This is a genomic window from Gordonia sp. LMA167 (assembly GCF_058130025.1).
The window spans coordinates 5,401,825-5,419,958 of sequence record NZ_CM176708.1 but is presented as its reverse complement, the minus strand read 5'-3'; the positions used below and the strand labels follow the sequence as shown (position 1 = coordinate 5,419,958).

Sequence of the window (18,134 nt, the reverse complement as noted above, 5' to 3'; positions counted from 1 at the left end):
ATAATGTCCTGACAATCTGTCAAGGCTGCGCATTAGGGATTGCACAGCTCGTCGCTGCGATAGGGCGCTGATCTGCACGATCGGCAAATCATATATGTCATTACAAACAGGGAGAATCTCATGCGACTCGGTCTGGTCGGTTACGGCGTCGGTGGTCGTCTGTTCCACGCTCCGTACATCCGGGCGGTGCGCGGGATCGAGCTCGCCGGTGTCGTCACGCGCAATCCCGGGCGCCGCAGCGAGGTGGCGGCGGACCTCGGCGACGTGGCGACCTTCGATTCGCTCGGTGAGCTGCTGGATGCGGGCGTGGATGCGGTGACGATCACGACGCCACCGGACACTCGCCGCGAGCTGGTGCTGGAGGCGGTGAACCGCGGTGTCCACGTGATCGCCGACAAACCGTTCGCCCCAACCGCGGCGGCGGGGCGCGATCTGGTCGAGGCGGCCGAATCGGCGGGTGTGCTGCTCAGCGTGTTCCACAACCGACGGTGGGACACCGACTTCGCGACGATCACGGAGGTGCTACCGAGGATCGGCGACATCTGGCGCTGCGAGTCACGGTTCGACCTGAACGAGCCGGGAACCCTCGAGGCCGGGCCGAGTGGCGGGCTGTTGCGCGATCTGGGGGCACATCTCGTCGATCAGGTGCTCAGGTTGTTCGGGCCGGTCGCGGCGGTGTCCGCGCATCTCGACTGGGTCGATCAGGTCGAAGGGCGCACCGACTGCGGGTTCGTCGTATCCATGACGCACACGAGCGGAGTGTTCTCGACGGTCAGCGCCAGCAAGATCAATCATGTGTCCGCTCGGCAGTGGCGCATCTACGGTTCCGACGGGACCTACGTCAGCGACGGTACCGACGTGCAGACCGATCAGATCAAACAGGGCCTGCGTCCGGCCGACGATCCGGACTCGTGGGGCTATGAGCGTTCTGACCGGCTCGGGTTGCTGCACACCGCGAAAGGGGTCGAGACCGTGCCGTCGGCGCAGGGGCGCTACGACGAGTTCTACCGGCAGTTCGCCGAAGCGGTGGACCACGATGCGCCGCAGCCGGTCCCGGCCCGCGAAGGTGTCGCGGTCCTCGAGGTGCTCGACGCAGCGCGACGCAGTGCCGAGACGGGAGCGACCGTCGCGCCGTGAGGGCACGCAGCGAGTAGTCTTCGTCACCATGACGGCAGCCGACATCGCCACCTGGTTCGGCGGTGTACTCGTGTTTCTCTTGGTGATGATCGCCGTCATGGCCACGATCAATCAACGCGAACGTCGCACCATCGACCGACTGCGTGCGGAGTGGAGGGCTCGGGGCAGCATCCCCGAGGAGGAACCGAAATTCGGTTCGTATGGTTTGAGCTGACCGGGGCGAACAGGCCCTCGCATGTCGCCCGGCTCGCCGTGCTCGAGGATGCACCGAGCGAGACACACGCGAAACTCCCACTCACACGCGAAGCATCACGTGTAAGTGGGAGTAATGCGTGTTCGTGCGTCCGGACTCAGGCGTTCTGGGGGAAGCCCAGGTTCAGGCCGCCATGTGACGGGTCGAGCCACCGGCTGGTGATGGCCTTGCCGCGCGTGAAGAAGTTGACTCCTTCGGTGCCGTGGGCGTGCGTGTCGCCGAACAGCGAGTTCTTCCAGCCGCCGAAGCTGTAGTAGGCCATGGGAACCGGGATGGGGACGTTGATGCCCACCATGCCGACCTCGACCTCGTTCTGGAAGCGTCGGGCGGCGCCACCGTCGTTGGTGAAGATGGCGGTGCCGTTGCCGTACGGGTTGGAGTTGATCAACTCCAGGGCCTCGTCATAGGTGTCGACGCGAACGACGGAGAGGACGGGTCCGAAGATCTCGTCCGTGTAGACGCTCATGTCGGTGGTGACGTTGTCGATCAGGGTGGGTCCGAGCCAGAACCCGTCCGTGTAATCACCCGTCGCTTCGCTCGCCCCGCCACCATCTACCTCCACACCACGACCGTCGAGCACCAGGGTGGCACCATCCTTCTCGCCGGCGTCGACGTAGGACTTGACCTTGTCGCGGTGGGCCTTGGTGACCAGCGGTCCCATGTCGGAGTTCTTGGTGCCGTCGCCGGTCTTGATCGTCTTGGCGCGCTCGGCGATCTTCGCAACGAGCTCGTCGGCAACCGAACCGACCGCGACACACGCCGAGATCGCCATGCAGCGCTCACCGGCGGAACCGAAGCCTGCGTTGACCATGGCGTCGGCGGCCAGGTCGAGATCGGCATCCGGGAGCACGATGGCGTGGTTCTTCGCGCCGCCGAGGGCCTGGACGCGCTTGCCGTTGGCGGTGCCGGTGGCGTAAACGTACTGGGCGATCGGGGTGGAGCCGACGAAGCTGATCGACTTGATGGCCTTGTTCTCCAGCAGCTCGTCGACGGCGAGCTTGTCGCCCTGCAGGACGTTGAACACGCCTTCGGGAAGACCGGCTTCCTTCCACAGCTCGGCCAGCCACAGCGAGGCTGTGGGGTCCTTCTCGGACGGCTTGAGGACGACGGTGTTGCCGGCAGCGATGGCGATGGGGAAGAACCACATCGGCACCATGGCGGGGAAGTTGAACGGGCTGATGATGCCGACCGGGCCCAGCGGCTGGCGGATCGAGAAGACGTCGACCTTGGTCGAGGCGTTCTCGGTGAACCCACCTTTGAGCAGATGCGGTATACCGCAAGCGAACTCGACGACCTCCTGGCCGCGCGAGACCTCGCCGAGGGCGTCGGAGACGACCTTGCCGTGCTCTGCGGTGATGATCTCGGCCAGCTCGCCCTTGCGCTCGTTGAGCAGCTCGCGGAACTTGAACAGCACCGCGCTGCGCTTGGCCAGGCTGGTGTCGCGCCACGCGGGGAATGCGGCGGTGGCGGCGTCGATGACTGCGCGGGCGTCCTCGAGGTTGGCCAACGACACCTCGCCGGTGACCTTGCCGGTAGCGGGGTTGGTGACCGGCGCGGTCTTGCTGCTGGTGCCGGGGTAGGCCTTGTTGTTGACCCAGTGGGTGATGGTGGTTGTGGACATTGTGTTCTCCTGTGTTCACTCGCTGGTCGAGTAGCCGCGAACGGAGTGAGTGGCGTATCGAGACCTGGTGGGGGTGGTCTCGATTCGTTCTTCGCCTGGCGGCTCGGATCTACTCGACCAGCGGTTGGGGCGGGGGTGGGGGTTGCGTTTACTCGACTGGTGGTTGTTTTCTGTTGGTCGAGTAGTCGCGAACGGAGTGAGTGGCGTATCGAGACCTCCTGCGGGTGGTCTCGATTCGTTCCTCGCCTGGCGGCTCGGATCTACTCGACCAGCGGTTGGGGCGGCTCGGATCTACTCGACCAGCGGTTGGGGCGGCTCGGAACTACTCGACCAGGGGGCCGCGGAATTCTTCGACTTGGGATAGCTTCTCAGGCTCCCGGAATCGAAGTGCGCGAGACCATCTCGACGGTCTGCGGTTGGCCGGTCTCGAGGGCCTTCACGCCGGCCGCGCAGACAGCTGCGGCGGCGTAGCCATCCCAGGCTCCCGGACCGTCGACGTTGTCGCCGCGTCGAACCGCGTTGACCCAGCGCTGGATCTCGACGTCATAGGCGACACCGAACCGCTCGACGAAGGACGGCGTGATGTCACCGCCCCAGATCCCGGCGACCTTGCGTCCGTCCCCGGTGTCGGCCTGAACGGGGTTGCGCTGCTTGCGGATCAGACCCTGATCGAGACCGATGAACGCCGAGCCGAGTTCGCCGACGAGTTCGGTGCGCACCTCGTAGGCGACGCCGGTGGTGACGAAGCACTCGACATCCACGTGGCGACCCGATTCGGTGGTGAAGATCGCGATCTGCGGATCCTTCAGGCCCTGCGGGGCATTCGGGTTGGCACCCGGCGCGATGATCTGCACCGAGGTGATCTCCTCGTCGAAGAAGAACCGCGTCGCGTCGACCTCGTGGACCAGGGAGTCCTTGACGATCATCGAACTGTCGAAGCTCGGCGGTACCGCCGGATTACGATGAACGAAGTGCGCCAGCAGTGGCTCGCCGAACGTGCCATCGTCGATGAGTCCCTTGAGCTGCTCGTACTCGTGATCGAAGCGACGCATGAAACCGACCTGGATGAGCTTGCGGCCCAGCTCGGCTTCACGCTTGACGACCTCGAGCGAGGTGGCGACGTCGGTGGTCAGCGGCTTCTCGCACATCACCGGTTTGCCGGCCTCGAGACACGCGAGCAGTTGCTTCTCATGCGTGGGACCCGGGGTGGCGAGAATGACCGCGTCGACGTCCGGATCGGCGATCGCGTCGAGCGGATCGTTGATCACCCGGCAACCCGGAATGGTGGCGGCGAGTTCCTCGGCCTTCTCCGGGAAGTAGTCGTTGAGCACCGTCACGGTGGCGCCCTTGGTGCGCTCGGTGATGCGGGCGACGTGGTCGGCGCCCATCATGCCGACGCCGAGGACGGCGATGCGCAGATCCGTGGTCATTGGTCTCCTCCGTTGTTCTCGGTCGGGTTGAGGTACGGCCGCTGCACGGCCTTCCATTGTTCGTAGACGTCGTACGCCTGCTGTGTGGACTCCAGTGTGGAGGTCTCCGACACCGGTACGTCCCACCAGGATTCGCTGTCAGGTGCTCCGATCAGCGGGTCGGTCTCCACGTGGATGACCGTGGTGCGCTCGGCGGCCTTCGCGGCCTTGATCGCGTCGGTGAACTCGGCTGCGGTGCCGGCCCGGATGACGTCGGCGCCGAGTGACGCCGCGTTGGCCGCGAGGTCGATCGGCAGCGTGGCGCCCTCGAGTCGACCGTTCTCGCCGCGGTAGCGGTAGTTGGTGCCGAATCGCTGTGAACCGAGCGATTCCGACAGCGAACCGATCGACGCGAAGCCGTGATTCTGCACCAGGATCACGATGACCTTGAGGTTCTCCTGAACCGCGGTCACCAGTTCGGTCGCCATCATGAGGTACGAACCGTCACCGACCATGACGAAGACGTCGCGGTCGGGGCAGGCCATCTTGACGCCGAGACCGCCGGCGACCTCGTAGCCCATGCACGAGTAGCCGTATTCGACGTGATAGCCCTTCGAATCGCGGGTGCGCCAGAGCTTGTGCAGGTCACCAGGCATGGAACCGGCCGCGCAGACGACGACATCGCGTGGATCGGAGGTCTCGTTGACCAGCCCGATGACCGCACCCTGGGTCAGCGCCTCGTCGCCGGTGGCGATGTTGGTGCCGACCGAGGTCGGGGAGTAGGCCTGTTCGACGATGTCGTCCCACTCCTGTGCGAGCACTCCGACACGCTCGCGGTAGGTGGGATCGACCGAGTACTCGGAGAGCAGCTCGTCGAGTGCCTCGATGGATTCGCGGGCATCGGCGACCACGCTGTAGCCGCTGTGCTTGACCGAATCCAGGGATGCCACATTGATGTTCACGAACCGGACGTCCTCGCCGGTGAAGGCGGTACGCGATGCGGTGGTGAAGTCGCTGTAGCGGGTACCGATGCCGATCACCACGTCCGCGTCGGCGGCCAACGCGTTGGCGGCGGTGGTGCCGGTCGAGCCGATGGCGCCGACGGACTGCGGATGATCGTAGGGCAGTGAGCCCTTACCGGCCTGACTCTGGCCGACCGGGATTCCGGTGCGTTCACAGAAGCGGGCGAGTGCGTCGGTGGCGTGGCTGTAGATCACGCCACCGCCGGCGACGATCAGCGGTCGCTTGGCCGAGGCGATGATCTCGGCGGCCTCGGCGACGACGCGGCGCTCCGGCAGCGGGCGGGCGACATGCCAGGTGCGTTCGGCGAACAACGATTCCGGGAAGTCGAAGGCCTCGGCCTGCACATCCTGGGGGATGGCGACGGTGGCGGCGCCGGTCTCGACCGGGTCGGTGAGGACGCGCATCGCGCCGAGCAGGGCGCCGGGCAACTGCTCGGGGCGCCAGACCCGATCGAAGTAGCGGGACACCGGTTTGAACGCGTCGTTCACGGTGACGTCGCCGGATGACGGGAGCTCGAGTTCCTGCAGCACCGGGGAGGTGGCGCGAGTGGCGAAGGTGTCGGCCGGCAGCAGTAGCACGGGCAACCGGTTGATCGTCGCGAGGGCGGCTCCGGTCAGCATGTTGGTCGCGCCGGGCCCGACCGAGGCGGTCACGGCCCACGCCTGCAGCCGGTCCTTCATGCGGGCGTAGCCGACGGCGGAGTGCACCATGGCCTGCTCGTTGCGGCCGAGCACGTACTTCAGTGACAGCTCGCGGCCACTGTTCACATCGTCGATCTCGTTCTGCAACAACGCCTGACCGAGGCCGGCGACATTGCCGTGTCCGAAGATGCCGAAGCAGCCGGCGAAGAACTTGGACCGTTCCCCGTCACGCTCGACATACTGGTTGGCGAGGAAACGCACGGTCGCCTGGGCGACGGTGAGACGGACGGTCGGTTCACCGTGGGGGGTGCGGACGCCGGTGACGCCGCCGGCGCGTCCGGAATTGATCGGTGCCACGATGGCTTCTTTCTGGTCGGTGGGGTGGGTGTTCGGGGTGGGTGCGGGATCTCGATACGCCCTCGGCTGGCGCCTCGGGCTACTCGATCAGCGGAGGAGCGCCTCGGGCTACTCGATCAGCGGGAGGAGAGCCTCGGGCTACTCGATCAGCGGGGGAGCGCCCTCGGCCGGCATGGGGGCTGGAGTGTGCTCCCGCTGATCGAGTAGCCGCGAGCTTGCGAGTGGCGTATCGAGATCCATCAGCGGGACTGCTTCTCGTGCAGCGGAAGTCGCGGATCGACTTCCTGGTGTTCCCAGCTGCCGCGCAGCCAGGTGTGGGCGGGGTCGTCGCAGATCTTCCAGGCGCGTTCGTCGCCGGGGCCGGCCATCACGTTCAGGTAGTACATGTGGTAACCGGGCGCGGCGATGGACGGGCCGTGGTATCCGTGCGGCACCAGGACGACGTCACCGCTGCGCACCTCCTCGAGCACCTCGATCGGACGTTCGGGGGTGCCGTAGACCCGGTGATAGCCGAATCCCGGTGAGCCATCGGCTCCCTGATCGATCTCGAAGTAGTAGACCTCCTCGAGCTGCGACTCCACCTCGGAGTTCTCGTCGTGCTTGTGTGACGGGTAGCTCGACCAGTTCCCGCCAGGGGTGATGACCTCACAGGCGATGATCGAATCGGCCTCGAACGCGTCGGCGGTGCCGAAGTTGTGTACCTGGCGGCTGCAGTTCCCGGCTCCGCGCAGTTCGACGGCGACGTCGGCCGCCGGGACATAGCGGAACGGCAACCGTTTCTTCGCGCGGGCGCCGCACAGGGCGAACCGCCCGCCGGCCTCGCTGCTGACGGTGAACTCCGAATCGCGACCGACGTAGGCGAAGTCGCTCGGCCCGTCGAAAACGCTTGCGCGACCTTCGAGGCGGAAGGACAGCCCACCGGAGAACACCGTGGCCGACCCGGACAACGGTACGACGATGATCTCGTCGTCGCCCGAGTCGCGGGTGATCGACTCACCGGCACCGAGTTCGACGACGAACAGCGACGACTCGGTCCAGCCGGCCGATTCGGGTGTGACGTCCACCGTCAGGGGCGCGGTACCCGAGCCGGCGGGTATGTAGTACTTCGAGTTCACCTCTGTCTCCTCTCAGCTCACCAGGTTCACCGCGGTGTCGACCGCGGTGGCCACATCGTCGTCGCCCGGATAGAGCAGCGTCCGTCCCACGATGAGGCCGCGCACCGACGGAATACGCAGGGCACGTTCCCAACTCGCGAAGGTCTCGTCGGGGGCGGTCTGCGGGTCACCGCCCAGCAACAGCGTCGGGAGGGTGGTGGCGTCCATGACGCGCTCCATCTCGTCGACCACCGGCAGCTTCAGCCAGGTGTAGGCCGAGGTCGAACCGAGGCCCTGGACGATGTGCATCGACTTGATGACGGCGTCGGCGCTCAGGTCGTTGCGGACCTTGCCGTCGACCCGCGAGGACAGGAACGGTTCCAGCATCGCGATCGACCGGCCGGCGGCGAGTTCGTCGACGGCCGCGGCACATGCGGTCATCATGTTCAGCGTTCCGGGATCGGCGAGATCGACACGGCACAGCATCTTGGCGCCGTTGAGGCCCGAGTCGATCGTCCACTTCGCGGTGGCGGCGGTCATCCGGTCATCGAGTTCGAACGATGCGCCGGCGAGCCCGCCGCGGTTCATCGACGAGAACACCACCTTGTCCTCGAGCGCGCCGAGCAGCAGCAGGTCGTCGAGGATGTCGGAGGTCGCGAGCACACCGTCGACGCCGGGGTTGGCCAGCGCGGTGCGCAACCGATCCAGCAGATCGGAGCGGCTGTTCATCGCGGTGGGGTTCGATCCGACCGCCAGCGCGCCACGCGCCGGATGGTCGGCGGCGACGATCATGAGCCGGTCGGTGCCGGTGACGGTCGAGCGGCGGCGGCGTCGCGCCCAGGCCTCGGCGATCGCCCCCGGGTGGGTGGCGCGCACAGCGGTGACGTCGGCGTAGGTCGTGCAGGTCGGTGCGGTGATGCCGTTGGGACCGATGGTCGTTCCCGAACGGCCCGCCTTCGTGGCGACCTCAGACATTGATCTTCTCCTGTGCGTTCGTGGCGGATTCGGCGAGTGCGGAGACCTCGTCGGCGGTGGGCATGGCGGTCGAGCATTCGAGTCGACCGGCGACGATCGAACCCGCCGCATTGGCGTGGCGGAGGATCTTCTCCAGCGGCCAGCCCTCGAGCAGTCCGTGGCACAGGCTTCCGCCGAAGCTGTCGCCGGCGCCGAGGCCGTTGACGACATCCACCGGGATCGGCGCGACCTCGACGGTCTCCGAGCGGGTCTTGCCGAGCACGCCGCGCGGGCCCTGCTTGACGATGGCCAGTTCGACGCCGAGGTCGAGCAGTGCGTCGGCCGCCGCATGCGGGTCGGTCTCACCGACCGCGATCTCGCACTCCTCCTTGTTGCCCACCGCGACGGTGACATGGGCGAGGGCGCGCCGGACCTGCTCGGTGGCGGCTTCGGGGGTGGACCAGAACATCGGGCGGTAGTCGAGGTCCAGAACCGTCAGCGACTGCCGACCGCGAGCTTCCCACGCGGCGAAGTGCGCGCTGCGCGACGGCTCCTCGGACAGTCCGGTGACAGTCGACCAATACAGCCGGGCATCGTGCACTGCCGTGACGTCGACGTCGGCGACCTCGATCTGCAGATCCGGGGCGGTCGGCTTCCGATAGAAATAGAGCGGGAAGTCGTCCGGCGGGAAGATCTCGCAGAAGGTCACCGGGGTGGCGTACACGTCGTCGATGCCCACATAACGGTTGTCGACGCCGAGACGCTCGAGCTCGCCGCGAACGTACCGGCCGAACGGGTCGTCGCCAACGCCGGAGATCAGCGCGCTGGTATGTCCCAGCCGGGCCGCCGCCACCGTCACGTTCGCCGCGCTGCCGCCGAGGAACTTGCCGAAGCTGGTGACCTCTTCGAGGCCGACACCGATCTGTTGTGGGTAGATGTCGACACCGCTGCGGCCGATGGCCAGCACATCGAATGTGGGTGTCTCGTGTTGTGCGGTCACGTACTGCTCCCTGCTGGTGGTTGGACAGGTGGGGGCCCTGCGGTCTGACGTCGGGCCTTCGTATCCACTGGCATCCACTGTGCGTCAGTTCACATCCCAAAGTCAAGACTTTGTCCTGACATTCTTACCTGGCATAGTGAGTGTCACGGATCACAGGGGTCATAGGCCCTCGTTGAAAGGACTCTCAGATGACAGCGGACACCGCTACTGCCGCCGGCTTCGACACACACGAGAAGGCCGGCGTCGTCCTGCCGGTGGGCATCATCGGTTTCGGTTGGATGGGTCGCGCGCACGCGCAGGCCTATGCGCGCCTGCGTCACCACTATCCGCACATCAGGCCGGTGCCGCGACTGATGGTCATCGCCGACGAGGTCACCGACCGCGCTGCCGAGGCCGCCGCCCAGTTCGACGTTCCGTCGACCGTCGCCGACTGGCGCGAGGTCGTCGCGGATCCGACCATCGGTGCGGTCAGCGTGACGGCGCCGAACTTCCTGCATCGCGAGATCGGGGTCGCGGTCGCCGCCGCGGGCAAGCACCTGTGGATCGAGAAGCCGGTCGGTTTGACCGCCGCTGACGCCCGTGCGGTCGCCGCGGCGGCACGTGACGCCGGGGTGGCCACCGCCGTCGGATTCAACTATCGCAACGTGCCCGCCGTCGCCGCGGCCCGCGAGCTCATCGCCGCAGGCGAGATCGGTGAGATCACCCACGCCCGGTTCCGCCTGTTCAGCGACTATGCGGCTCATCCGGACGGTGCGCTGAGCTGGCGTTTCCAGCGGGATCGCGGCGGCAACGGGGTGCTGGGCGATCTCGCCTCACACGGTGCTGATCTGGTGTGGTTCCTGCTCGGCGACATCGACTCCCTGGTCGCCGACACCGCGATCTTCGTCGCGGATCGGCCGAAACCGACCGGGGCCACCTCCGGTCATCAGCTCGCCTCCGGCGGCGAACGTGGGCCGGTCGAGAACGAGGACTACGTGTCCGCGCAGATGCGCATGGCGTCGGGGGCCCGCTGTGTGCTGGAGGCCAGCCGGGTGTCGGTCGGGGCGCAGAACTCGTACGGTTTCGAGATCCACGGCACGGCCGGTGTCGTCCGGTGGGACTATCGGCGGATGGGTGAGCTCGAGGTCGGTCGGGGTGACAACTTCCAGGACATGCCGGTCGCGACGCGATTCGTCGGCCCAGGAAGCGGTGACTATGCGGCCTTCCAGCCGGGCGCGGCGAATCCGATGAGCTACGACGATCTCAAGGTGATCGAGGCGGCACACTTCTGTGGGTCGATCGCCGGCGAGGCCGGCGGCGCCACGATCGACGACGCGGTGCGCAGCGCCGAGGTGCTGGACGCGATGACGACATCGGTGCGAGAGGCTTCCTGGATATCACCGGCGTCGATGAGGTGATCGGCGGCTTGGCGAGACGGCGACGGGGGGCGACGCCGGGCCCCGCGGACTTCCCGTACGCCCTGGCCCTGCTCGGGGCCGGCGCGATGTTCATGGAGATCCTCGACGCCACCGTCGTCGCGACCGCGTTGCCGGCCATCGCTGCCGACCTCGGCGTGCGGCCGTTGGACGCGACCGTGGTGGTGACCGCGTACCTGATCACCCTCGCAGTTCTGATCCCGTTGTCCGGGTGGGTGGCCGATCGTTTCGGTGTGCGACGGGTCTTCCTCGTTGCCGGGGCGGTGTTCACGCTGGCATCGGCCGGCTGCGCGCTGGCGCCGGACCTGACGACCCTGGTCGCGATGCGTGTGCTGCAGGCGGCTGGTGGCGCGATGATGGTGCCCGTCGGCCGGCTCGCGGTGCTGCGGACCGTGCAGCGATCGCAGTTGGTGCGCGCCATCGCGTATCTGACCTGGCCGGCGCTGATCGCGCCGGTGGTGGCGCCACTCATCGGCGGTCTGATCGTGACGCACTCCGACTGGCGGGTGATCTTCGCGATCAACATCCCGATCGGCGTCGTCGGTCTGGGTGCGGCCGCGCTGTGGTGTCGTCCGGCCGAGAGTCATGCCGGCCGCCGACGACTCGATGTCGCCGGCGTCGCACTCACCACCCTGGCGGTCGGTGCCGCGATGTTCGCCGCTCAGGAGGTGGCCGCGGATTCGCCGCGGTGGGCGGTGATCGTCGGGTGTGTCCTCGCCGCAGCTGTTCTCGGCGCCGGCGCGGTGCGCCGGATGCGGGTCTCGCCACATCCCTTGCTCAACCTGGACGTGCTGCGCATTCAGTCGTTCGCCTCGGTGGTGGGGTTCGGGACGGTGTACCGCCTGGTGATCAGCGCCGTGCCGTTCCTGCTGCCACTGATGTTCCAGCTGCAGTTCGGCTGGTCGCCGGTCGCCGCAGGCGCCATGGTGACCGCCCTGTTCGTCGGCAACGTCGGCATCAAGCCACTCACCACACCGATGATGCGGCGGTGGGGTATCCGCCGTGTGCTGGTGGTGGATCTGGTGGTGTCCGTGGTCGCGTTCGTCGCGCTGGCGGTCCTGGGGCCCGGTACCGCGACGGCGGTGATCGTGGTGGTGCTCGTGGTGTCCGGCGCGCTGCGGTCGATCGGCTTCTCCGCCTACAACACCCTGGCGTTCGCCGACGTCGACGCGGCCGAACTCAGCGACGCGAATGCGGTGCACGCCGCGGTCCAGGAGCTGGGGTCGGCCTTCGGTGTCGCGCTCGGCGCGGTCGCGGTGTCGGCGTTCGCCGCCGTCACCGTTTTACCGGCCGGCGCTTACTCGGCGACGTTCCTCGTCCTTGCCACGCTCATGGTGCTGTGTGTGTACGGGGCGGCCCGTCTGCCCGCCGGAGCCGGTGAACGCGCCGTGCGACCAACCTGAAATAGGTATTTAGGACCGAATGTCCTTACAAAGTCTTGACAGGGCGGGTGTGACGGGTATTACATCTACGACAGGAGGGTGTTCCCTCGAACACTCTGCATACCGAGAGGAAGAGTCAACGATGCATTCCACGCAACGTCGCCGGTCGCGTCGGCTGATCGGAATCGCCGCGGCCCTGTCGTCCGCCGCACTGATCATCGCCGGATGTTCCAGCACCGGCGGCGCCCCCGACGACAACGGCGACGGCGGGGGCGGCGCAGGCAACGCGGGTACCCCCACCAAGACCATCGCGATGATCACCCACGAGGTGCCGGGTGACTCGTTCTGGGACCTGATCCGCAAGGGCGCCGAGATGGCCGCCAAGAAGGACAACATCAAGCTCCAGTACTCCTCCGATCCCGAGGCACCGAATCAGGCGAACCTCGTCCAGACGGCGATCGACAGCAAGGTCGACGGCATCGCGCTGACACTGGCCAAGCCCGATGCCATGGCCCCGGCGGTCAAGCGGGCGATCGACGCGGGTATCCCGGTGGTGGCGTTCAACTCCGGATTCGATGACTGGAAGGCGATGGGCGTCCAGCAGTATTTCGGGCAGGACGAGACCCTGGCCGGCAAGACCGCGGGCGAGCGGCTGACCCAGGAGGGCCGCAAGAAGGTTCTCTGCGTCATCCAGGAGCAGGGCCAGGTCGCCCTGGAGTCGCGGTGTGCCGGTGTGAAGCAGGGATTCACCGGTGGCGGCTTCGAGATCCTCAACGTCAACAGCAAGGACATGCCCTCGGTCGAGGCGACCATGACGGCCAAGCTGCAGCAGGACCCGTCGATCGACACGGTCGTCACCCTCGGCGCGCCGATCGCGCAGACCGCGGTGAAGTCCAAGGGCAACGCCGGTTCGCAGGCCGAGGTCGTCACCTTCGACACCAACGCGGCGTTGGTCGACCTGATCCAGAAGGGCGACGTCAAGTGGGCGATCGACCAGCAGCCGTACGTCCAGGGCTATGAAGCGATCGACTCGCTGTGGCTCAACCTCACCAACGCCAACACCATCGGCGGTGGCCAGGCCGTGTTGACCGGACCGGCGTTCATCGACCAGTCCAACATCGACGCCGTCGCCGAGTACGCCAAGGGCGGAACCCGCTGACCGCGGGCTCACGAAGGGAACCCCGATGAGTACACAGCAAGATCTCGACCTGTCCACGCACAAGGTCGTCACCGATGAACGAGTGAGACGTCAGAAGCCGTTCCAACGGCTGCTGTTGCGCCCGGAGATCGGCGCCCTGTTCGGCGCGATCGCGATCTTCATTTTCTTCTGCATCGTCGCCGCGCCCTTCCGGACACCGGAGGCATTGGCCACGATTCTGTATGCGAGCTCGACCATCGGCATCATGGCTTGCGGCGTCGCCGTGCTGATGATCGGCGGCGAGTTCGACCTCTCCACCGGTGTCGCAGTGACGTTCTCGTCGCTGGCGGCGTCGATGCTGGCCTACAATCTGCACCTCAACGTCTGGGTCGGAGCGTTCCTCGCGCTGATCCTCGCTCTGTGCGTCGGATTCTTCAACGGCTTCCTGGTGATGAAGACCAGGATCCCGTCGTTCTTGATCACCCTGTCGACGTTCCTGATGATCACCGGTATCAACCTCGCGGTCACCAAGCTCGTCACCGGTCAGGTTGCGACGCCGTCGATCTCGGACATGCAGGGCTTCGACTCGGCCCAGAAGGTCTTCGCCTCGTCCTTCGACGTGTTCGGGGTGTCGGTGCGGATCACCGTGGTCTGGTGGATTCTGTTCACCCTCGCCGCCACCTGGGTGTTGATGCGCACCCGGATCGGCAACTGGATCTTTGCCGTCGGCGGTAACCAGGACTCGGCGCGCGCGGTCGGTGTGCCGGTCACCGCGGTCAAGATCGGCATGTTCATGTTCGTCGGCTTCTGCGCCTGGTTCGTCGGCATGCACCTGTTGTTCGCCTTCGACACCGTGCAGTCCGGCCAGGGTGTGGGCAACGAGTTCTTCTACATCATCGCCGCCGTCGTCGGTGGGTGTCTGCTCACCGGCGGTTACGGCACGGCGATCGGTGCGGCCATCGGCGCGTTCATCTTCGGCATGGTCAACCAGGGCATCGTCTACGCCGGCTGGAATCCCGACTGGTTCAAGTTCTTCATGGGCGTGATGCTGCTGTTCGCAGTCGTGGCCAACAACGCATTCCGCAACTACGCGGCGAAGAGGTGAGAGCAGAGATGAGTTCAGCAATCGAGACCAAACCCGAATCCGAGTCCAGCGGTGGCAAGGTGCCACTGATCGAACTGCGCAACGTCGGCAAGTCCTACGGCGCCATCATCGCCCTCAAAGACATCAGTCTGCGGGTGAAGGCGGGCGAGGTGACCTGTGTGCTCGGCGACAACGGTGCCGGCAAGTCCACCCTGATCAAGATCATGGCCGGTTTGCATCAGCAGACCGACGGCGAGTTGCTGGTCGACGGCGAGGAGACGAAGTTCGAGTCGCCCAAGCACGCGCTCGAGGCCGGGATCGCAACGGTCTACCAGGATCTCGCCGTGGTCGGCCTGATGCCGGTGTGGCGCAACTTCTTCCTCGGCCAGGAACTCCGCAAGGGGCCGTTCCGGACCCTGGACATCCAGGCGATGCGGGCCACCACGAAGGAAGAGCTGTTCAAGATGGGCATCGACCTGCCCGATGTGGACGCGCCGATCGGTTCCCTCTCGGGAGGTCAGCGCCAGTGTGTGGCGATCTCGCGCGCCATCTACTTCGGTGCGCGGGTGCTGATCCTCGACGAGCCCACCGCGGCGCTCGGCGTGAAACAGTCCGGCACCGTCCTGCGCTACATCTCGGCTGCCCGGGATCAGGGATTCGGCGTCGTGTTCATCACGCACAACCCCCACCACGCGCACATGGTGGGTGATCACTTCGTGCTCCTCAACCGTGGACGCCAGAAGCTGGACTGCACCTACGACGAGATCACCCTCGACGAACTCACCCAGCAGATGGCCGGCGGCGACGAGCTCGACACACTGTCGCACGAGCTGCGGCGCTGACAGCCGGGCAAGGCCGGTGACAGACGACCCGCTCGGCTCCGCACGGAGCCGAGCGGGTTTTCCATTTCCCGGCGTGACGATGACCGCGCGGGATACGTTTTCTTAGCTGAGGAAAGGGCGGGGGAATGGCAGACCAAGGACGCCTGGTGGGCGTGGTTTTCGGGGCGTCGAGCGCCTTCGAGGCCACTCTGGTCGATGAGTTGTACGGGGCGGCCGAGCGTGCCGGGTACCGCTTGGCGCTGGGACTGCACACCGCCAACCGGACGCGGGAGCGTGCGGTCACCGATCTCGCCGGGCAGGGATGCGCGGTCGTCATCGTGGTCGGGGCTGAACACGGCGACCGCATCGGAGTCGACGTCCCGATCGTGGTGATCGGTGAGCGCATCCCAGACCTCACCGCGGTCACCATCGGGACCGACGAATGGCGTGGTGCCCACCTGGCGGTGCAGTACCTGATCGACCTCGGCCACAGCTCTATCGTTCACGTCGAGGGTGGTGACCACCCGTGTGCCGCCGAACGCCTGCGCGGATATCTGGGTGCGATGACCGCGGCCGGCCACCGCGACGAATGCCGGACCTTCGTGGGCGACTACACCGAGGAGGCCGGTGCGCTGGCCGCCGAGCGACTCCTCGCCGAGGGAAACCTGCCGACCGCGACGTTCCTGGCCAACGACCGGATGGCCGTCGGATTCATCGATGTCATGCGGCACAACGGGATACGAGTTCCCGAGGACATGTCGGTCGTCGGCTACGACGACGGGCCCCACGCAGTGCTCGGGCATGTGAACCTCACGACCATCCGGCAGGACGTCGTCGGACTCGCCCGCGCCGCCGTCGACGCGGTGGCATCGCTGACGGGCGATTCCGGCCGGGTCGCCAACACCGGTGGCGTCGGTTTCTACGGCGCCGTTGCTCTGGAACCCGAACTGATGGTGCGCGGGACCTCGGCCCCGCCCGCGGGCGGCGATCCGGCAACCGCCGGCGCGCCGGTTCGGTGGGGCCTGCTCGCCGACACCTGTGATGACGCGTTGGTCCGTGAACTGGGCACGCCCGGAACCGTTTCCGGTGCCATCGAAGTCGTCGCGAGCGCATCCACCGCGGTCGCCTGGGAGATCGCCGACCGGCTCGGCATCATGGTCAGCTACGGGATCTACGAGGACCTCATCGACGACCCCGACATCGACGCCATCTTCATCGCCCTGCCCGCCGATGCTCGCGAGGTGTGGGCCACCAAGGCCCGCGAGGCGGGCAAGACCGTGCGGTGCGCCTCGGTGGTCGCCTGAAAGTTCTTCCCCCGGCTATCGTTTCGTCCTGCGGCGGCAGTTGGGGGGGCGAAACAACACCCGGGGGAAGAACCACCCGGAAGCCTGGTCAGACAGTCTGGTCAGGCGGCCTCGTCGAGTCGGTTGCGCTCCTCGAGTGCCTCGATGGCGTTGCGCGCGAAGACCTGCTGCTCGGTGATCGCGAGCTGAGTGCGGCTGCGGCTGGTGAACGCGAACAGCCAGTCGACGAGGGTGGTGAAGCGGTTGCGGAAGCCGACGAGGTAGACCAGATGCAGGACGAGCCACCCGATCCAGGCGACGAACCCGGCCAGTTCGATGCTGCGTGAGGTGCCCGGGATCGGGATCTTGGCCACCGCGCTGAAGCGGGCGATGGTCGCCATCGAACCCTTGTCCCAGTAGGAGAACGGCTTGCGCGCGTCCGGCACCCGGCCTTTCAGGCCGTCCTTGATGGCCGCTGCCGCGTACTTGGCCCCCTGGATCGCGCCCTGCGCCATGCCGGGCACACCATTGACCGCCGCCATGTCGCCCACGACGAAGACCTCCGGGTGATCGGGCAACGTCAGGTCGTCGCGCACCTTCACGCGGCCGGCGCGGTCGAGTTCCACGCCTGTCTGCTCGGCCAGCTGGCGTCCCAGTGGGCTGGCCGCGACACCGGCCGACCACACCTTGCACTGGCTCTCGATACGACGTTGGGTGCCGTCGGGATCCTTGACCACCAGGCCGTGGAAGTCCATGTCGACGACCATCGCACCCATCTGGATGTCGACACCGCTGCGCGCCAGCCGTGCGGTTGCACGGTCGCTGAGTTTGCCGCCGTAGGGCGGGAGGACCACCGGTGCCGCGTCCAGCAGGATGACCTTGGCATCGGTCGGATCGATGTTGCGGAAGGCGCCTTTGAGGGTCTTGGTGGCCATCTCTGCGATCTGCCCGGCCATCTCGACGCCGGTCGCGCCGGCACCGATCACCACGAAGGTGAGGAGCCGTTCGCGCTCGGTCGGATCGATCGACAACTCGGCCTGTTCGAAGGCGCCGAGGATGCGGCCGCGCAGTTCCAGCGCGTCGTCGATCGTCTTGAGACCGGGCGCGAACTCGGCGAACCGGTTGTTGCCGAAGTACGACTGGTCGGCACCGGCCGCGACGATGATGCTGTCGTAGCCGGTCAGCGTGGTCCGTTGCAGCAGACGAGAAGTGACGGTGCGGCTGCGCACGTCTATGTGCTCGACATCGCCCAGGACCACCCGCACGTTGTCCTGTTTACGCAAGATGACGCGCAGGGGAGGCGCGATCTGACCTTCCGAGATCACCCCGGTCGCCACCTGGTAGAGCAGGGGCTGGAACAGGTGGTGGGTGGTGCGGGCGATCACCGTCACGTCGACGTCGGCCTTGGCCAGTTGCCGGGCTGCGGTGAGGCCACCGAAGCCCGAACCGATGATGACCACGCGATGACGCGGGTCGGTGGTGGTGATGGTCGAATCGGAATTCATCTGCGACTGCCTCCAGC

General features: G+C 66.6%; 15 protein-coding genes. 8 read left to right on the top strand and 7 right to left on the bottom strand.

Annotated features, from left to right (window positions below; all coding sequences use genetic code 11):
• Positions 1-120: 120 nt before the first annotated feature.
• Together ACVT6V_RS24670 and ACVT6V_RS24665 are read left to right on the top strand one after the other, a co-directional pair.
• Complete coding sequence (locus ACVT6V_RS24670) at positions 121-1,137, top strand: Gfo/Idh/MocA family protein (protein ID WP_489896715.1); 1,017 nt, start codon at positions 121-123, stop codon at positions 1,135-1,137.
• 28 nt (positions 1,138-1,165) lie between these two features.
• Complete coding sequence (locus tag ACVT6V_RS24665; protein WP_489896714.1) at positions 1,166-1,351, top strand: hypothetical protein; 186 nt, start codon at positions 1,166-1,168, stop codon at positions 1,349-1,351.
• Positions 1,352-1,487: 136 nt separating this feature from the next.
• Here the strand turns inward: ACVT6V_RS24665 and ACVT6V_RS24660 are convergent, their stop codons facing one another.
• The 6 genes from ACVT6V_RS24660 to iolC form a co-directional block, all read right to left on the bottom strand.
• The gene (locus tag ACVT6V_RS24660; protein ID WP_489896713.1) at positions 1,488-3,011 is read right to left on the bottom strand and encodes a CoA-acylating methylmalonate-semialdehyde dehydrogenase; all 1,524 of its coding nucleotides are present in this window, start codon (positions 3,009-3,011) and stop codon (positions 1,488-1,490) included.
• Between the two features lie 368 nt (positions 3,012-3,379).
• Entirely contained in the window at positions 3,380-4,441 is a 1,062-nt protein-coding gene (locus tag ACVT6V_RS24655) for a Gfo/Idh/MocA family protein (RefSeq protein WP_489896712.1), read from the bottom strand.
• Positions 4,438-6,441, bottom strand: a complete 2,004-nt coding sequence (iolD, locus tag ACVT6V_RS24650) for a 3D-(3,5/4)-trihydroxycyclohexane-1,2-dione acylhydrolase (decyclizing) (protein ID WP_489896711.1) — start codon at positions 6,439-6,441, stop codon at positions 4,438-4,440. Before iolD ends, ACVT6V_RS24655 begins: the two co-directional genes overlap by 4 nt.
• 239 nt (positions 6,442-6,680) lie before the next feature.
• Positions 6,681-7,556 carry a 5-deoxy-glucuronate isomerase gene (gene iolB / locus ACVT6V_RS24645; RefSeq protein WP_489896710.1) on the bottom strand — a complete coding sequence of 292 codons (876 nt, stop codon included), beginning with the start codon at positions 7,554-7,556 and terminating at the stop codon, positions 6,681-6,683.
• Positions 7,557-7,568: 12 nt separating this feature from the next.
• A complete protein-coding gene (locus ACVT6V_RS24640; protein WP_489896709.1) occupies positions 7,569-8,510 on the bottom strand; it encodes a Cgl0159 family (beta/alpha)8-fold protein in 942 nt (313 codons plus the stop codon).
• Positions 8,503-9,489, bottom strand: a complete 987-nt coding sequence (gene iolC, locus ACVT6V_RS24635; RefSeq protein WP_489896708.1) for a 5-dehydro-2-deoxygluconokinase — start codon at positions 9,487-9,489, stop codon at positions 8,503-8,505. Before iolC ends, ACVT6V_RS24640 begins: the two co-directional genes overlap by 8 nt.
• A gap of 188 nt (positions 9,490-9,677) precedes the next feature.
• On the opposite strand from iolC, the gene ACVT6V_RS24630 reads away from it, so the two are divergent.
• The 6 genes from ACVT6V_RS24630 to ACVT6V_RS24605 all read left to right on the top strand — a co-directional run bounded on the left by ACVT6V_RS24630 (position 9,678) and on the right by ACVT6V_RS24605 (position 16,633).
• Complete coding sequence (locus ACVT6V_RS24630) at positions 9,678-10,886, top strand: Gfo/Idh/MocA family protein (RefSeq protein WP_489896707.1); 1,209 nt, start codon at positions 9,678-9,680, stop codon at positions 10,884-10,886.
• A 92-nt stretch (positions 10,887-10,978) separates the two neighbouring features.
• The gene (locus tag ACVT6V_RS24625; protein WP_489901002.1) at positions 10,979-12,307 is read left to right on the top strand and encodes an MFS transporter; all 1,329 of its coding nucleotides are present in this window, start codon (positions 10,979-10,981) and stop codon (positions 12,305-12,307) included.
• Positions 12,308-12,428: 121 nt separating this feature from the next.
• On the top strand, positions 12,429-13,445 hold the full coding sequence (locus ACVT6V_RS24620) for a substrate-binding domain-containing protein (RefSeq protein WP_489896706.1): 1,017 nt from the start codon (positions 12,429-12,431) through the stop codon (positions 13,443-13,445).
• 25 nt (positions 13,446-13,470) lie between these two features.
• On the top strand, positions 13,471-14,529 hold the full coding sequence (locus ACVT6V_RS24615; protein WP_489896705.1) for an ABC transporter permease: 1,059 nt from the start codon (positions 13,471-13,473) through the stop codon (positions 14,527-14,529).
• A gap of 8 nt (positions 14,530-14,537) precedes the next feature.
• Complete coding sequence (locus ACVT6V_RS24610) at positions 14,538-15,350, top strand: ATP-binding cassette domain-containing protein (protein ID WP_489896704.1); 813 nt, start codon at positions 14,538-14,540, stop codon at positions 15,348-15,350.
• A gap of 125 nt (positions 15,351-15,475) precedes the next feature.
• Positions 15,476-16,633: a LacI family DNA-binding transcriptional regulator gene (locus ACVT6V_RS24605; RefSeq protein ID WP_489896703.1), complete on the top strand. Its 1,158-nt coding sequence runs from the start codon at positions 15,476-15,478 to the stop codon at positions 16,631-16,633.
• 101 nt (positions 16,634-16,734) lie between these two features.
• Here ACVT6V_RS24605 and ACVT6V_RS24600 read toward each other — a convergent pair whose 3' ends face one another.
• Positions 16,735-18,117, bottom strand: coding sequence for an NAD(P)/FAD-dependent oxidoreductase (locus tag ACVT6V_RS24600; RefSeq protein ID WP_489896702.1), 1,383 nt, complete (start codon positions 18,115-18,117; stop codon positions 16,735-16,737).
• Positions 18,118-18,134: the final 17 nt, after the last annotated feature.

What these genes read in the sequence shown, in the direction of transcription:
- ACVT6V_RS24670 (WP_489896715.1), top strand. Translation starts at nt 121, where the DNA reads ATGCGACTCGGTCTGGTCGGTTACGGCGTCGGTGGTCGTCTGTTCCAC.
- ACVT6V_RS24665 (WP_489896714.1), top strand. Translation starts at nt 1,166, where the DNA reads ATGACGGCAGCCGACATCGCCACCTGGTTCGGCGGTGTACTCGTGTTT.
- ACVT6V_RS24660 (WP_489896713.1), bottom strand. Translation starts at nt 3,011, where the DNA reads ATGTCCACAACCACCATCACCCACTGGGTCAACAACAAGGCCTACCCC.
- ACVT6V_RS24655 (WP_489896712.1), bottom strand. Translation starts at nt 4,441, where the DNA reads ATGACCACGGATCTGCGCATCGCCGTCCTCGGCGTCGGCATGATGGGC.
- ACVT6V_RS24640 (WP_489896709.1), bottom strand. Translation starts at nt 8,510, where the DNA reads ATGTCTGAGGTCGCCACGAAGGCGGGCCGTTCGGGAACGACCATCGGT.
- ACVT6V_RS24630 (WP_489896707.1), top strand. Translation starts at nt 9,678, where the DNA reads ATGACAGCGGACACCGCTACTGCCGCCGGCTTCGACACACACGAGAAG.
- ACVT6V_RS24625 (WP_489901002.1), top strand. Translation starts at nt 10,979, where the DNA reads ATGGAGATCCTCGACGCCACCGTCGTCGCGACCGCGTTGCCGGCCATC.
- ACVT6V_RS24620 (WP_489896706.1), top strand. Translation starts at nt 12,429, where the DNA reads ATGCATTCCACGCAACGTCGCCGGTCGCGTCGGCTGATCGGAATCGCC.
- ACVT6V_RS24615 (WP_489896705.1), top strand. Translation starts at nt 13,471, where the DNA reads ATGAGTACACAGCAAGATCTCGACCTGTCCACGCACAAGGTCGTCACC.
- ACVT6V_RS24610 (WP_489896704.1), top strand. Translation starts at nt 14,538, where the DNA reads ATGAGTTCAGCAATCGAGACCAAACCCGAATCCGAGTCCAGCGGTGGC.
- ACVT6V_RS24605 (WP_489896703.1), top strand. Translation starts at nt 15,476, where the DNA reads ATGGCAGACCAAGGACGCCTGGTGGGCGTGGTTTTCGGGGCGTCGAGC.
- ACVT6V_RS24600 (WP_489896702.1), bottom strand. Translation starts at nt 18,117, where the DNA reads ATGAATTCCGATTCGACCATCACCACCACCGACCCGCGTCATCGCGTG.